Origin of the sequence: Pseudomonas viridiflava (assembly GCF_003702045.1) — a bacterium.
Taxonomy (GTDB): domain Bacteria; phylum Pseudomonadota; class Gammaproteobacteria; order Pseudomonadales; family Pseudomonadaceae; genus Aquipseudomonas; species Aquipseudomonas viridiflava_C.
Genome location: NZ_RBTP01000012.1, coordinates 619,912 through 635,632 on the forward strand (window position 1 = coordinate 619,912; position 15,721 = coordinate 635,632).

Sequence of the window (15,721 nt, forward strand, 5' to 3'; positions counted from 1 at the left end):
ACCGGAGAGTGACATGCAGAAACTGATCAAAACCTTGCTGGCCGGGGCCTGTGCCACCAGCCTGCTGCTGGCGAGCGTGGCCAGCCAGGCTGCGGACATTCGCGAGCGCACGTTGCGTTTTGCCTTTCAGAACGTCAAGGAACACCCTCAGGGGCAGGGCGCGCAGAAGTTTGCCGATCTGCTCAGTGAAAGCAGTGGCGGCAAGATCAAGGTACGACTGTTCCCCGGTGGTACGCTGGGCGGCGATGTGCAGACGGTGTCTGCGTTGCAGGGCGGCACGCTGGATATTACGGTGCTCAACTCCGGTATTCTTGCCGCTCAAGCGCCGGATTTCGCCATGCTCGATTTCCCGTTCCTGTTCAACGACGTGAAGGAAGCGCATGCGGTGATCGATGGCCCCATCGGCCAGAAACTGGCCGCACAGCTCGACAGCAAAGGACTGGTTGCGTTGGGTTATTGGGATCTCGGGTTTCGCAACGTTACCAATAGCAAGCATCCCATCACTCGCCTTGAAGACATGCAGGGCTTGAAAATCCGCGTCATCCAGTCACCCATCTACCTGAAAACCTTTTCAGCGCTGGGCGCCAATCCGGTGCCGATGGCATTTCCCGAGGTTTATACCGGCCTTGAACAGCGCACCATCGACGGTCAGGAAAACCCGTTTACGGTGATCGAAGGCAGCAAGTTCTTCGAAGTGCAGAAGTACCTGTCCGTGACCGGGCATATCTTCAATCCGCAATCGCTGATCATGAGTCAGAAAACCTGGAACCGTTTGAACGACGACGAAAAGGCCCTGATTCGCGATGCGGCGGCCAAGGCGCAGGTTTTCCAGCGGGAAGTGACGGCCGCCAGCATGGACAAGGCTCGGGCCAATCTGGAAGAGCACATTGCAGTCAACGATATTTCTCCGGCCGAGAAAGACCGGTTTCGTGAGCGGGTTAAACCTGTGATCGACGAATTCTCGCAGCAACTGGATGCCGGTCTGGTGAAGATGATGTACGACGAAATAGCTAAGGTACGCGCCGCACAATAAGGCTGCTTCGAGCCTGTGTAACGTCCTTTAGCCGCATCGGCGTTCTCCCCGGGAACCCGATGCGGCTTCTCAAGACGGTATAGGCCGATTTAAAACGGTCAGTTCCTGAAATTAGTCTTAAATAACGGACAACAAGCGTCGATATGCTTTGTATAAGAGCAATCTGCAGCTCGCGTTATTTAATTGACCGCAGGGGAGCTTCAGGATGTCGATCAAACTTCGTTTGTTCTTGTTGATAGCCACCGGTGTACTGGCCGTGCTGATCATCACGCTGGTCAGTTATTTGGGTAACAGCCGAATGGCTGCGGCGATGGCCGACAACGAGGTCAGCATGGCCGCGCTGAGCAATCATCTGCAGGCGGACATGATGCACGACGCCCTGCGCGCCGATGTGCTCTCGGCAATGCTGGTCGGGGTGGGCAAGAGCGAGACCTCGCGGGACGAGGTGCTGGCTTCTCTGAATGAGCACGCAACGCAGTTTCGCAAAGTGGTGAGCGACAACCTTGCGCTGCCGATCAGCGACACCCTCAAGGCAGAACTGAACAAGGTCAAGCCTAGCCTCGATGCCTATATCACTGCGGGCGAGCGCATCGTTGGCCTGGCGCTGGACAGCCCGGAGCGCGCCCAGCAGGATCTGGGCACGTTCTCGGCCGCTTTCACCCAGTTGGAAGGTCAGATGTCCACGTTAAGCGACCTGATCGAAAACAACGCCAAAGCCAGCGGTGACATCGCGCGCGATGCGATCAGTACGGCCAACGCCACGCTAGGTGTGGTTCTGGTCATCAGTCTGTTGATGCTGGTGGCGCAGGGACACTGGGTGACTCGCAGCATCATGATTCCTCTGCAGTCTGCCAGCCGCATTGCCGACAGCATCGCCCACGGGAACCTCAGCGAGCCGATTGCCGAGCCAGGCAGTCGGGACGAAGCCAGCATGTTGATTCGCAGCCTGGCCATCATGCAGCGTGACCTGCGCGGCATGATCGAAGTCGTGCGCAGCAACGCGCATGGCGTGAGTGGCATGAGCGGGCAGTTGAGCAGCGGTTGTCACGAGGTGGCGGGCAGCAGCCAGCAGCAGAGCTCGGCGGCGGCGACCATGTCGGCAGCGGCCAGCGAAATGACTGCCAGCATCGAAGAGATCACCCGCCATGCCGAACAGGCGCGGGAAATGGCCAATCAGGCCGAAACACTGGCCAAAAATGGTGGGCGGGTGATTCAGCAAGTCGTCAGTGATATGGGGGGCATCGCTCGCTCGTCGCAGCAGTCGGCCCTGGTGATTCGCACGCTGGACAAAGAGTCGGAAGCCATTTTCAACATCATTCAGGTGATCAGAAGCATCGCTGACCAGACCAACCTGCTGGCCCTCAACGCCGCGATCGAGGCGGCGCGTGCCGGTGAGCAGGGCAGAGGGTTCGCCGTGGTGGCTGACGAGGTGCGCAGCCTGGCAGGACGCACCAGCGCGTCCACCCAGGAAATCACCGGCATGGTCGCCCGCATCCAGCAGAGCACCCGCGAGGCGGTGACCAGCATGGAGGCCGGCGTGGCACAGGTCGATAAAGGCATGGCAGTGACCGTGGAAGTTGAGCAGGCCATCCGGGACATCCTGGATGCGACACTCAACACCACACAGCTGGTCAACGACATCACCCGAACTATCGGCGAGCAAAGCCTGGCCAGTAATGAAATTGCCCATCAAGTGGAAATGATCGCCAGCATGTCCGAGGGAAACAGCCGGGTCATCGGCGAGACGGCGGTCACCACCGATCAATTGTCTGCGCTGGCAGGTCAGCTGTCGCAGTCGGTGGATCGATTCCGGCTCTGATATCCAAGAGCCATTATCTAGCGTAACCTCGCGACCCTACCGTTCATCGCCTGTTTGCAGATCTGAACGGTTTGATCTTCTTCATTCCTTACCGTGCGTTAAAGCTTTTGCACTCACAGACGTTAACCACACCGTCTGTGTCGAAACCGAACACCTTCCACGCCCAGGAGCTGCTGCATGCAAACGTTAAAGGCTTTGTACGAGTCGGTCGAAAAGCAGTTTTTCAACACCTTGACCAAAAAGCTCTCAAGCCTTTTTCTGCTGGTGATCGTCAGCGCGCTGTTGTACTGGGTGGCGCTGTCAGTGCGTGCCGATATCGTCATGTTGTTGCGCAGTTCGCAACTGGAAGCCGGCGTACTGGCGCGCATCGAAGGCAGGCTGGATGCCCTGAGCAACGCGATTCTCATCAGCACGCTGTTCACGCTGGGCATGGTCGGCTTCATGGTCTGGTACTTGCGCCATCTCATCGTAAGGCCGGTGATGTTCATGACCGGGGCGCTCGAAGAAATTGCCAATGGCGAGGGTGACCTGTCCAAGGACCTGCCGTTGCTGACCCACGATGAAATCCGCGTGTTGGCCAGCACTTGCAACCGTTTTCTGGCCAAGCAGCGCGAAGTGATCAGCAGTATTCAGGCGCTGACCGTGCAGATTGCGGTGGAGTCTGCACGCTCGCTCAAGAACATCAGTGACTCCAGCGACAGTGCGACCGATCAGGCGCGCTTTGCCAAGGAGGTCATGGATCAAAGCAACATGGCGGTAGGCAGTATCGAGGATGTGTCGCAGCAGACCCAAGGCATTTCCAGCACCACCGCGCAGAACCTGAGCATGGCGCGTGGTTCCTACTCCGAGCTGCTGGAGGTGACGGGCAATATCAGCCAGATATCCAGCAGCCTCAACGAGTTCGGGGTGCTGGTGTCGGCACTGAATCAACGTTCATCGAGCATCAAGTCCATCGTCGGCCTCATCCAGCAGATTTCCTCGCAGACCAACCTGCTGGCGCTCAACGCAGCCATCGAAGCGGCGCGTGCCGGGGAAAGCGGACGTGGCTTTGCCGTCGTCGCGGATGAAGTTCGCACCCTGGCGCAGAACGTCAGCAAGGCCACCGACGATATCTCGCAAAACATTGATGCCATGCTGCTGGAAGTGAGCTCTACCTACGAGCAAACCACCCAGATCAGCCAGAGCGCACGGGAAACGCAATTGGTCGTGGAGCGTGCTTCTGGCCATTTCGAAACCATGATCGTCGACTTTGAGTCGACCAATGGCAAGCTCGCCGACATCGCCTCTCATATCCAGCAGTTCGCCAATACCAACACCGGCATCAACGACCGGGTGACACGCATCTACGCGGACAGCCAGGCCATCGACCAGCGCATGCAGCATTCGGCAACGGCCACCCGCGACCTGTCGGGCGTTGCCGAGCGGGTGCAGGCGTTGCTGGGACGTTTCGTGCTTGGGCACGGTGAGCTGGACGCGGCCATCACGCGGGCCAGTCAATGCCGCGATAGCTTGCAGGCGCGGCTGTCGGTGCTGCACAAGGAAGGCGTCAATCTGTTCGATCAGAGTTACAAACTGATTCCCGGCACCGATCCCAAGCAATACATGACCAGCTACACCGAGCGTTTCGCGCTGATCTGTCAGGAGGAGTGTGACAAGCTGACCAAGGGCACCCGAGGCGGCAAGGTCTCGTTCATTGTCGATAACAAGGGCTATTGCCCGGTCAATAATAGTTGGGTGTCGCAGAAACCGACCGGCAATCGCGCCGTCGACCTGCCGGTGTGCCGTAACAAGCGGATGTTTTCGGACCCGGTCGGGCTGCGGGCCGCTGGCAACAAGCAGCGCTTTCTGCTGCAGACCTACCTGCGCGACACCGGGGAGATCATGACTGAGATTGATGTGCCGTTCTTCTTCGAAGGGCGCCACTGGGGCAACCTGCGGATGGGCTTTGATGCGGCTCAGTTGCTGGGTAGCTGAGTGATCGAGCCGGTTCAGGCCAGCCTGTCATCAGGATGGCCCGAATCGCATAGGTCAGCCGAGCAAGTGCTGGGAGATGTACCGGGAGATCTGGACCACGGAGGTCTTGCCCGTGAATTCGAACTTCACTTTTCCGATCGCCGAGTAATAGATTTCCAGTTCCGAATCCATGTCGAAGGTCCCTGCAGTTTCTACCGACCAGGCCACGATGTTCTTGTAAGGCAGCGACGTGAAGTCTTTCTTGCTGCCCGTCAGTCCCTGAACGTTGACCGAGATAATGCGCTTGGTGGTAAACACAACCCCGTCACGCATCGACTTGTAAGCATCGATAACTTCTTCGCCGTCCAATAGCAGGTCTTTGACGCGTTCTGCGTACTCGTCATTCTGTTTGAGCTTGAAAAAACCTTTGTTATTGAAATCAATCATTTTCTATCCTTGAACCATTACCGGAGGGCTAATTGTCTGGTCTGTGCGTCTGCCAAAACGGGCACAGAATAGCATCTGGCCATCTTTTATGGGGTGTGCCTGCGAAAGGGACTGTCGATTTCAGACCCGACTGCGATGGAACGATAGCGCATCCTGGCGCTCAACTTCTGTGTCGCTCTGATTCCCGGAACGCCCACGGAGGTGTGATTTTGAACATTCAAGACCTGTCCAGTGATATCAAGGCTGGCAAGATTAGTGAACTCAATCTGGTGTCGATGGAAGGCGGTTCCTACGTGCTCCATGCACTTATGGAAGGCAAGTCAGTGCCGGTTCAGGACTCACACGGCAAACCTTTGCATCTGGCTTCGGTCGAGGAAGCCCGCAAGGTACTGTCGTCAGTGCCTGATGTGCGCCTGTTTCTCAGCCAGGACGTTGTTTATGACGAAATGGTCGGGCAGGACCATATTCAAGGTGAGTCGTCCCGGCATGAAATTCCGTTACGCTCCAGTCTCTGATGTTTCCACGTCACCTGTTTGAATGAATGGAAACCGCTCTGCGCAGCAGGGCGGTCAGTTGTTACTGCTGCTTCAGGTATTGGCAGTGGTTCACTACTCAGGAGCAGTCATGTCTTTTCAGAAATTATCCCGAATCCTGATCACCAACGACGACGGCTTTGACGCCCCGGGCTTGCTGGTACTTGCAGAAGTGGCACGCGAACTGGCGGATGAAGTCTGGATCGTAGCCCCTGATCAAGACCAGAGCGGCATCTCCCACGCGTTAAGTATTCACCATCCCCTGCGTGTTACCGAGCGGGGTGCGCGCACGTTTTCAGTGTCGGGCACTCCTGCCGATTGCGTGGCGATGGCCTTGCAGCAATTGATGGGCGAGCCGCCGCAATTGATCCTTTCCGGCATCAACAAAGGCGCGAATCTGGGCGTGGAAACCGTTTTTTCTGGAACGGTCGGCGCGGCGATGGCGGGCTTGCTGCTGGGTGTGCCTTCGATTGCCCTGAGCCAGGCCCTGACGCGCCGTGACTCGGTTCGCTGGGACACGGCGCGGCAATTGGCGCCTGATGTGATTCGTAATGTATGGGGACTGGGCTGGGAGCAGGGCAGTTGCCTGAATATCAATTTCCCGGATGTTCCCGCAGCAGAAGCTGGCCCGATGCAGTTCACCACCCAGGGGGCCGGCCGCATCGACGCGTTGGAAGTGACGTCACGCACCGACATGCGCGAACGCGACTACTTCTGGCTGAGCATCCATCGTCACGATCTTGCGGATGCGCCTGGCAGCGAAACCCATGTGGTCATGAACGGTGGTGTTTCCGTGACACCGCTGCGGTTCGAACGCACCGACACGGCGATGCTGGAGCAGTTGAGAACGCGCTTGAATAAGCCCTTTTGATCAGGATTGGCGTACCACGGCGACGCATTTGATCTCTAACAGCAGGCCGGGGTGCGCCAGCTCTGCAACGCCGATGCAGGTCCAGGCGCATTGTCCGCGGGGGAACAACCGGTTCTTCACATCGCGAAAGACCGGCATGTGCTCGCTCATCGACACGTGATAGGTGGTCATGTCGACGATGTCGTCAAAGGTGCAGCCCGCCTCGGCCAGGACCGTGCGCAGGTTTTCCCAGCAGGCAATGAACTGTGCCTCAGGATTCAGGATGACTTCCATTTCCCGCGTACGCCCGACTTGCCCCGAGCAGTAGAGCGTATGGCCGACCCTGACCGCAGGCGCATAGCCGGCACGGTCCATGACCAGTTCCATGCTGGGAGGGACGATGATTTCTCGGTCTGACATGTGAAGGCACCTGGTTATGCAGTTTTGAATTGATTCCTTGCAGCGAACACCTGCGTGGCGGGCTACATTTTGCTGGCGGGTTTCGCGGCACGGCGCGGTTTTTTCGCAGTGGTGCCGGTTGCCTTGTCGCTGCCAGCAGCCTTGCGCGGGCTGGCCTTGCGCTTTTTCTTCCACGGCGGCTTCACGCCTGCCGGGCTCGCCGGCCCGCTGATGGACATGCGCATGCCGACGCAGCGACTGACGTGTTTGCTCATCCACGCGGCCTGCCGGGTGACGAATTCTTCAAGGCTCATCTCGCCGCTCTGCACCATGTCCAGCGCCTGTTCCCAAATGGCGGTGGTGCCGGGGTCGGCGATGGCGCGCGGTACGGCGTCGATCAGGCTGAAGGCCGCCGGTGTGGCGCACAGCGCCTTGCCCTGTTTGGTCAGATAGCCACGGTCTAGCAAGCCCTGGATGATCCCTGCGCGAGTCGCCTCGGTGCCGATGCCGGTAGTGTCCTTGAGTTTCTGCTTGAGCAGCGGGTCTTCTACCAGTTTGGCGACGTTTTTCATCGCCTTGATCAAGTCGCCTTCGGTGAATGGCTTGGGCGGTTGGGTCCATAGGTCCTTGAGGAGGACATCGGCAATGGCGCATTCGCAGCCCTGGAACAGTTTGGGCAAGGGCTGCGGCGCGGGTGTTTCGCGACCTTTTGCCGGGGCCAAAGCTTCTGGCATGGCACGCTTCCAGCCCGGTTCCACGATCTGTTTGCCGACCGCGCGCAAGGCGTGACCTGCGCAATCGAAGTCGGCCTGGGTGCGGTCATATTCATGATTGGGCAGAAACTGCGCCAGATAACGAGCCCTGATCAGCGTGTAGACCGCTCTCGGTTTTCCGGTCAGGCGCTCGATGCCTCGCGCCGCCGCGGTGGGGATGATGCCGTGGTGCGCACTGACCTTGGCATCGTTCCATGCCCTTGAGCGGCGCTGTGCATCGAGATGCGGCAGCAGTTCACCCAGCGCCGGATCGGCTTTGCCCAGAGCCGCGATGATGCCTGCGGCTTCGCTGTGCTGGCTGTTGGGCAGGTAGCCGCAATCGCTGCGCGGGTAGGTGATGACTTTGTGGGTTTCGTAGAGAGACTGGGCGATGTCGAGGGTTTCCTGAGCGCCGAGCCCCAGTTTCTTTGAACAGATTTCCTGCAGCGTGCCAAGGTCGAAGGGCAGGGGCGCTGCCTCGCGGATGCGCTCGGTGCGCAGCTTGACCAGCCGTGCGCTGCCCGCATTGCGCATGTCTTCGGCGGCGTGCTGCGCCAGTGGCTGATTCAGGCAGCGGTCCTGATCATCACACGAGTCCGACGGTGCCCGCCATTGGGCGATGAACGCCTGCTGGTCATGCAGCAGCCTGACGTCGATGGCCCAGTAGGGCACGGGTACGAAGTTGGCGATGCTGCGGTCACGGTCCACCACCAGTCGCAGGGTCGGGGTCTGCACGCGTCCGACCGGCAGCACACCCTGATAACCGGACTGCCGGCCCAGCAGCGTGAACAGGCGACTCATGTTCATGCCGATTAGCCAGTCGGCGCGTGAGCGACCCAATGCCGAGTGATAAAGGCTGAACGTGTCAGCGCCAGGCTTGAGGGTGGCCAGTGCCTTGCGAATTGACGCATCGTCCAGTGCCGACAACCACAGGCGCTGAATCGGCCCGCGATAACGACAATGCTCGACCAGCTCCCGGGCAATCATCTCGCCCTCACGGTCGGCATCCGTGGCAATCACCAGCTCTTTCGCTTCGCCCAGCAGGCGCTTCACCGCCTTGAACTGGCTGGCGGTTCTGGGCTTGACCAGCATCTTCCATTGCTGCGGAACGATAGGCAGGTCTTCCAGCACCCAGCGCTTGTAACGGGCGTCGTAAGCATCTGGCGGTGCGGTTTCCAGCAAATGGCCGATGCACCAGGTCACGGTGGCATGGGTACCCACCCAGCAGCCGTCCCCACGCCGCGTTGCGCCGAGCACTGCCGCGATGTCTTTGGCCTGAGAGGGTTTTTCGCAAAGGAACAGCCGCATGACTACCGTCTTCGATTACCGGTGGTGAAGGCTGCAAGGATGAACTTTGGAGCGGCGATGGGCAAGTTTTATCTGTATGGATATACAGATAAATGTCTCGGGATGTCATATTTCTCTGATCAGTACCGGCGGGGCGCGGAGCGCTCACCAGAGTCGATAAAGGCGCAAAAGGAGCCAAAACGAGGGTGTCTGGTTGAATGCATCACCTGTGGAAGGCGGCTTGCCGCCCAGACCAAGCCCTCCCACAGTCCGGTTTTTGCCCTGCGACAGCGCTAGACCGCAATCTCCACCCGATCACCGTTCAACCGCACCGGCCAGACGTCCAGTCGTTGTTCTGGATACTCCAGACAGGAGCCGTCATGCAGGCGGAAATGCTGTTTGTACAGCGGCGATGCGATCACCAGATCGCCCGCAATCTGACCCATCAACCCGCGTCCGATCACGTTGGCCCCGGATTTGGGGTCACGATTATGGATGGCGTAAAGCTGTTCGCCATCCGCAGCATCAGGCACATAGAACAGCGCGACCTGCGTACCGTCGAGCCACGCCACCACGCCTGAGTTGGCCACCAGGTCCTGGCGACCGCAGAGGGCATGCCAGTGCAAGTGCATCGCCGCGTGAGTGTTTTCCGCAAGTGCCACGTCGGACGAATTCATCAGACCACCTCTTTGAACAATGGAATAAGCGCGAGCTCTTCAGGTTTGGCGGGACGGCGCTGAGCGCGTTCCTTGACGAAATGCACGTCCGGATCGCCACGGCCGTCGTTGACGAAGGTGCGGAAGCGCTTGAGTTTTTCCGGGTCCTTGAGGGCGTTGGCCCATTCGCATTCATAACGATCCACCACCAGTTGCATCTGCGATTCCAGCTCTGCCGCCAGCCCGAGGCTGTCGTCGAGAATGACGGCCTTCAGGTAATCCAGTCCGCCTTCCAGCGATTCGCGCCACACGGACGTGCGTTGCAGTTTGTCGGCGGTGCGAATGTAGAGCATCAGGAAACGATCGATGTAGCGAATCAGCGTCTCGTCGTCCAGGTCGGTAGCGAACAGTTCGGCATGGCGCGGACGCATGCCGCCGTTGCCGCACAGGTACAGGTTCCAGCCGTTTTCGGTGGCGATCACGCCCACGTCCTTGCTCTGTGCCTCCGCGCATTCACGGGTGCAGCCGGAGACTGCGAACTTGAGCTTGTGCGGGGAGCGCAGGCCCTTGTAACGATCTTCGATGCGCAGCGCCATCGCGACGCTGTCCTGAACGCCGTAGCGGCACCAAGTGCTGCCGACGCAGGACTTCACGGTCCGGGTCGATTTGCCGTAGGCGTGACCGGTTTCGAAACCTGCTTCGATCAGTTCGCTCCAGATGTCCGGCAACTCGTGCAGTTGCGCGCCGAACAGGTCGATGCGCTGGCCGCCGGTAATCTTGGTGTACAAGTCGTATTTCTTGGCCACCGCGCCAATGGCAATCAGGCCGTCGGGTGTGATTTCGCCGCCGGGAATGCGCGGTACGACTGAGTAGGTGCCGTTCTTTTGCATGTTGGCCATGAACGTGTCGTTGGTGTCCTGCAGGGGCACCAGCGAAGGCTCGGTGATCGGCCGGTTCCAGCACGACGCGAGAATCGAGCCGACCGCAGGCTTGCAGATATCGCAGCCGTGGGCACCCTTGCCGTGGCGGGCGAACAACGCTTCGAAGGTTTCAATGCCTTCGACGCGCACCATCGAATACAGCTCCTGGCGGGTGTAGGCGAAGTGTTCGCACAGGCTTTTGTCGACGGCGACGCCGCGGGCAATCAGTTCATGTTCAAAGACCTGCTTGAGCAGCGCAGTACAGCCGCCGCAGCCGGTCGCCGCCTTGGTGCAGGCCTTGATCCCGGCAAGGTCGGTGCAGCCATTGTCGATGGCCGAGCAGATCGAACCCTTGCTGACGTTATGGCAGGAGCAGATGGTCGCTGTGGCGGGCAGGGCGTCGGCCCCCAACGTGGGCGCGCCTTCGCTGTGGGGCAGGATCAGGCTCGACGGATCGGCCGGCAGGGTAATGCCGTTCTGCGCGTATTGCAGCAGCGTGTCGTAATAACTGTTGTCGCCCACCAGCACCGCCCCCAGCACCTGCTTGCCGTCGGCCGACACCACCAGCCGGCGGTAGCTGGCGGTGGCTTCGTCGATGAACCGATAGCTGACCGCGCCGGCCAGCGCGCCGTGGGCATCGCCAATGGAGCCAACGTCCACACCGAGCAATTTGAGCTTGGTAGACATGTCGGCGCCGAAGAACGGTTCGGTGTCCTTGTCGCACAACTGCGCCGCCACGCCCCGCGCCATCTGATAGCCTGGCGCAACCAGGCCGAACACGCTGCCGTTCCAGGCTGCGCACTCGCCGATGGCATAGATGTCCTGATCGCTGGTGCGGCAGTGTTCATCGATGGCGATGCCGCCGCGTGGTCCCAATTCGAGTTCGCATTGACGGGCCAAGGCATCCTGAGGGCGAATGCCGGCGGAGAACACGATCAGGTCGGTTTCGAGGAATTCGTCATTGGCGAAGTTCATGCGGTAGCGGAACTGCTTGCCGTCACTGATCGACTGCGTGGCGCGTGACAGGTGTACACCCACGCCAAGCGCTTCGATCCGGGCCTTCAAGGCCGCGCCGCCAAGCTCATCCAGCTGGACCGGCATCAGGCGTGGCGCGAACTCCACCACGTGGGCTTCAAGGCCCAGTGATTTCAGCGCGTTGGCCGCTTCCAGACCCAACAGACCTCCACCGACCACCACGCCGCGACGGGCTTTGGAGGCCGCGTAACGAATATTGTCCAGGTCTTCCAGCGTGCGATAGACCAGCTTCGAGTTGCCCTGCGCGCCCTCGATGGGCGGCACGAAAGGGTAGGACCCTGTCGCCAGAACCAGCTTGTCGTAGCTGAAGCAACCTTCAGCGGTGATGATCTCGTGGCGGTCACGGTCGATTTCCAGCACCGGCACGCCCAGGTGCAGGGTCAGTCCTGCCTGTTGGTAAAGCGCCATTTCGCTCATGGCCAGCGACTCGGCGTCGCGGCCGGTGAAGTATTCGGACAGGTGGACACGGTCGTAGGCACGCTGGGCCTCTTCACCGAATACATGAATACGATATCGCTCAAGCGCGCCGCCTGCGATCAATTGCTCGACGCAGTGGTGACCGACCATGCCATTACCGACGACGATCAGGGTTTTTACATCGTTGTGGGAGAAGACTGTGGTGTTCATAGCGAGTCCCGGCCGAGGCCAATCAGGTTTTTTAAGCAAAAAAAAGCGCCCGGAACCTTTCGGTTCCAGGCGCCTTTGCCTGTTCTCTTATGGGTGTTCCAGGGTGCGGATCGAGCCTCGTTGCCGGATGCACCTGAGTACCCCGTGGTCTCTCTGAGACTGGCGATCTGCGTCGATCGACCGGGGCAGCCCGACCACATTGAAGGTGGGGTTGTAGAGGCTAATGCAGGGGTTGTGCCAGCTTGGTGTCGATCACTGCTGAGTGACCGCGCGCCTCTTGTTTCCGGGCGTTTGGCGCGGCATCAGGGCTCGGGAGCGTGTGTCAGTGTGGTCGGGCAGGCTGCATTGCAATGGTGCGCAGCGGACGGATTGCGCTGTAAAGGTGTGCATGGAGGAGGATGGATGGCGGACGTGGAGCGTCCAGGCGCTCGGCTTACTGAGTCCGAGTTGCCCTTTGTAACGCGGAGCGTCACGGGATGTATGCCCACGCGGAGCGATGGGCACAATCATTACCTCTATGAAGCTGGCGCAGCTTTTGTATTACCCTGCGCTTTCATTTCTAAGGTCCGTTGCCATGAGCCTCACTATCCAGGAAGTCACCCGCGCCGAAATCCCAGAAACCATCGAGTTTGCCATGCATGCCCGGGCCGAGATTTTCCCCATGCTCGACGCTTCAGTGCTCCCCGCCGATCTCGCTGCATTTGAACAGGTGTACCTGAATGGCAACAGAGGCAAGTTCCTCACTGCCCGTCATGATGGGGAAATCATCGCTGCCGTCGGCTATCTGCCGTTCGATCATCGCTTCCCACAACTGGACTACACCGGTCGCGACACCGTTGAAATCGTGCGCCTTTATGTAATGCCCGATTTTCGCGGCGACGGTCTGGCCAGTCGCCTGTGTGAAGCGCTTTGGGCGCACGCCGACACCAGTGGGATAGAGGTGCTTTACCTGCACACCCATCCATTTCTGCCCGGCGCGATTCGTTTTTGGGAAAAGCAGGGTTTTGCAGTGACCGACATTGAAACCGATCCAGTGTGGAGCACCACGCATATGGAGTGCATTCGTCGGGAATAACCATCCGTATGCGTGGTGCGGGCAAGGAACGTGCATGATGAGTCGAGCGGGTGATGGCCAAATGGAATCTTGTGGATTCGCCTATTGGCCTGACGCAGGCGACACGGTTACGCAAATGCGTGACGGCCATGAACGAGGCTTGAAGGATTATGCTCAGAAATGCTCCGCTGCGAATCAAACTGCTGATGATATTGCTGTTCCCGCTGCTGGGTTTTTTGACGCTTGCGTCGGTGAATGTGTACGACAGTTACAAAACGCTGACGCAGATGAACCGGGCGGTGTCAGCCAGCACGGATGCACAGACGCTGAGTCGGCTCATTACCGATCTGCAACGCGAGCGCGGCGCGAGTGGCGTGTTTCTGGGTAGCCAGGGCAGGTCGATGCGTGACCGGCTTGCCGTCATGCGCCAGGACAGTGATCAGTCAGCCACGGCAGTGCGTGCGATCCCCGTGACGGGCAATCCTCAGGTCGAAAAGGTGCTGACCGCGCTGGAGCGTTTGAAGGCCACACGCGATCAGGTCGATCAGTTGACGATCACCAGCACCGAGTCCGGTGCGCGTTATACCGACATGATTCAGGCGCTGGTCGGTTACACGCACTCACTGGAAGCCAGCGTCGATGACGCTGCGCTGGTTCACGCACTGTCGGCACTCAATCAGTTTATCGAGATGAAAGAGCGCGCCGGACGGGAGCGCTTCATTCTGGGCATCGCATTCACCCAGGACCGTTTCGATGCGGCACTGTTATCAAGGTTCAGTCGTAACCTGGGCGAGTTCTTGGCGTATTCGGACGGGTTTCGCCGCAAGGCTTCCGAACGCTTCCTGCAATTGCTCGACAGCAAGATGCAGGACGCTTCGGCGTTGGAAGTCGGCAGGCTGCAGAGGCTGGCGGTCGAACGACCGATCGGCGATGCGCTGGGCGTGAAGCCTGAGGCCTGGTTTGAGGTCGCCACTCGCCGTATCGACCTGATGGGCGAAGTGGAAAGCGAGCTCAGTGGTAACGTTGCTTATCTGGCAGCACAGGCACGTGATGCCGCCAGCAGCAATCTATGGTTGACCCTGGGGTCGACTGTGGCTTCTTTGCTGATTGTTTTCGCGCTGGTCTGGATGATCGTGCGCAACATCAACTTTGCTGTGGGCGAGGTCAATCGGACCCTGTTGTCCCTGTCGCGCCGCGACCTGACCGCTCGCGCCGATTATGAGGGTCGTGACGAGTTCGGGCAGATCGTGAAGAACCTCAATGCCATGAGCAGCGAAATCAGGGGCATCGTGGAAGAGATCGGCAACGCCACAGCGCAGGTGGCGACGGCCGCGGAGCAATGTTCGGCAGTGACCCTGCAGACCAGCAAGAGCGTCGAGCAGCAGCGTCAGGGCACCGAGCAGGTGGCGACGGCTATCAACGAGATGAGCGCGACCGTCAAAGACGTTGCCCGCAGCACCACAGATGCTTCGCTGGCCTCCCAGCAGGTAAACCAGAGCACTCGCGAGGGGCGGACTGAAATCGACAACACCATCGAGTTGATTCAACAGCTTTCCGGTCAGGCCGAGCAGACCTCCGGGATCATTGCCGAACTCAAGCATGAAAGCGATGCGATTTCCTCGGTCCTGGAAGTCATTCGCGGTATCGCCGAGCAGACCAACTTGCTGGCCCTGAACGCGGCCATCGAAGCGGCCAGGGCAGGTGATCATGGTCGGGGGTTTGCGGTGGTGGCCTCCGAGGTGCGCACACTGGCGCAGAAGACTCAGGAGTCCACTGGCAATATCCAGCAGATGATCAGCACTCTACAGTCCGGCTCGGACCGTGCCACGGTTTCCATGCAGCTGACCCTCGACAAGGCCAAGGCTGGCGCACGTAATATCGTACGTGCTGGCACGCTGCTTTCAGACATAGCGGAAGGGGTTGCTAACATCAACGACCGCAATATCCAGATCGCAACCGCCGCAGAAGAGCAGACTTCGGTGGCGGAGGACATCAGTCGCAACGTCACCCACATCAATGACCTGGTAATTCAGGTCAGTGCCGGTGCCGAGCAGACGGCGATGACCAGTCTGGAGCTGGCGCGGTTGGCCGAGCATCAGCAGCAACTGGTCGGCCGTTTCAAGGTGGCGTGAGGGGGGGTTCTGGGCGCAACACGCTGCACGCTTTAATGGGCCTCACTGAGGGAGGCCCCACTACGATTTCGACGCAGCGCTCTCGCGCGGCAAGCTCCGGCCTGTGGGAGCAGACGTGTCCGCGAAAAAAAGCGGCTTGCCGGTGATACATCTATCAAGGCGACTGTTCGGTGGCTGATTCGATGTCGTCACCGAAAAGCCGCTCATGACAAACGGTGCTTCGT

General features: G+C 59.5%; 12 protein-coding genes and 1 pseudogene. 8 read left to right on the top strand and 5 right to left on the bottom strand.

The window, feature by feature from the left end; all coding sequences use genetic code 11:
- The first annotated feature begins 13 nt into the window (after positions 1–13).
- The 4 genes and pseudogenes from ALP40_RS04925 (at position 14) to ALP40_RS04935 (ending at position 4,826) form a co-directional block, all read left to right on the top strand.
- Positions 14–1,033: a TRAP transporter substrate-binding protein gene (locus tag ALP40_RS04925; RefSeq protein WP_122207147.1), complete on the top strand. Its 1,020-nt coding sequence runs from the start codon at positions 14–16 to the stop codon at positions 1,031–1,033.
- 205 nt (positions 1,034–1,238) lie between these two features.
- Positions 1,239–1,994 (top strand): annotated as a pseudogene (locus ALP40_RS26035) (MCP four helix bundle domain-containing protein); the annotation flags it as partial.
- Positions 1,995–2,126: 132 nt separating this feature from the next.
- A complete protein-coding gene (locus tag ALP40_RS26040; protein WP_409077503.1) occupies positions 2,127–2,852 on the top strand; it encodes a methyl-accepting chemotaxis protein in 726 nt (241 codons plus the stop codon).
- A gap of 177 nt (positions 2,853–3,029) precedes the next feature.
- Positions 3,030–4,826, top strand: coding sequence for a methyl-accepting chemotaxis protein (locus tag ALP40_RS04935; RefSeq protein ID WP_122207149.1), 1,797 nt, complete (start codon positions 3,030–3,032; stop codon positions 4,824–4,826).
- Between the two features lie 54 nt (positions 4,827–4,880).
- Here the strand turns inward: ALP40_RS04935 and ALP40_RS04940 are convergent, their stop codons facing one another.
- On the bottom strand, positions 4,881–5,252 hold the full coding sequence (locus ALP40_RS04940) for a PH domain-containing protein (RefSeq protein ID WP_122207150.1): 372 nt from the start codon (positions 5,250–5,252) through the stop codon (positions 4,881–4,883).
- Positions 5,253–5,455: 203 nt separating this feature from the next.
- Here ALP40_RS04940 and ALP40_RS04945 point away from each other — a divergent pair, with 203 nt between their 5' ends.
- Both ALP40_RS04945 and surE read left to right on the top strand, forming a co-directional pair.
- Positions 5,456–5,767, top strand: coding sequence for a DUF6482 family protein (locus ALP40_RS04945; protein WP_181112663.1), 312 nt, complete (start codon positions 5,456–5,458; stop codon positions 5,765–5,767).
- Positions 5,768–5,876: 109 nt separating this feature from the next.
- Positions 5,877–6,656, top strand: coding sequence for a 5'/3'-nucleotidase SurE (gene surE, locus ALP40_RS04950; RefSeq protein WP_122207152.1), 780 nt, complete (start codon positions 5,877–5,879; stop codon positions 6,654–6,656).
- Here surE and ALP40_RS04955 read toward each other — a convergent pair whose 3' ends face one another.
- From ALP40_RS04955 to nirB, 4 genes are all read right to left on the bottom strand, one after another.
- Positions 6,657–7,055: a RidA family protein gene (locus ALP40_RS04955; RefSeq protein WP_122207153.1), complete on the bottom strand. Its 399-nt coding sequence runs from the start codon at positions 7,053–7,055 to the stop codon at positions 6,657–6,659.
- Between the two features lie 62 nt (positions 7,056–7,117).
- Positions 7,118–9,094: a DNA topoisomerase III gene (locus ALP40_RS04960; protein ID WP_122207154.1), complete on the bottom strand. Its 1,977-nt coding sequence runs from the start codon at positions 9,092–9,094 to the stop codon at positions 7,118–7,120.
- A 272-nt stretch (positions 9,095–9,366) separates the two neighbouring features.
- Positions 9,367–9,750 carry a nitrite reductase small subunit NirD gene (nirD, locus tag ALP40_RS04965; protein WP_122207155.1) on the bottom strand — a complete coding sequence of 128 codons (384 nt, stop codon included), beginning with the start codon at positions 9,748–9,750 and terminating at the stop codon, positions 9,367–9,369.
- A complete protein-coding gene (gene nirB / locus ALP40_RS04970) occupies positions 9,750–12,311 on the bottom strand; it encodes a nitrite reductase large subunit NirB (protein WP_122207156.1) in 2,562 nt (853 codons plus the stop codon). Before nirB ends, nirD begins: the two co-directional genes overlap by 1 nt.
- 574 nt (positions 12,312–12,885) lie before the next feature.
- Between nirB and ALP40_RS04980 the strand changes: the two genes are divergently transcribed.
- Both ALP40_RS04980 and ALP40_RS04985 read left to right on the top strand, forming a co-directional pair.
- Positions 12,886–13,386: a GNAT family N-acetyltransferase gene (locus ALP40_RS04980; RefSeq protein ID WP_122207157.1), complete on the top strand. Its 501-nt coding sequence runs from the start codon at positions 12,886–12,888 to the stop codon at positions 13,384–13,386.
- Positions 13,387–13,571: 185 nt separating this feature from the next.
- Positions 13,572–15,497 carry a methyl-accepting chemotaxis protein gene (locus ALP40_RS04985; protein WP_409077504.1) on the top strand — a complete coding sequence of 642 codons (1,926 nt, stop codon included), beginning with the start codon at positions 13,572–13,574 and terminating at the stop codon, positions 15,495–15,497.
- The last annotated feature ends 224 nt before the right edge of the window (positions 15,498–15,721 follow it).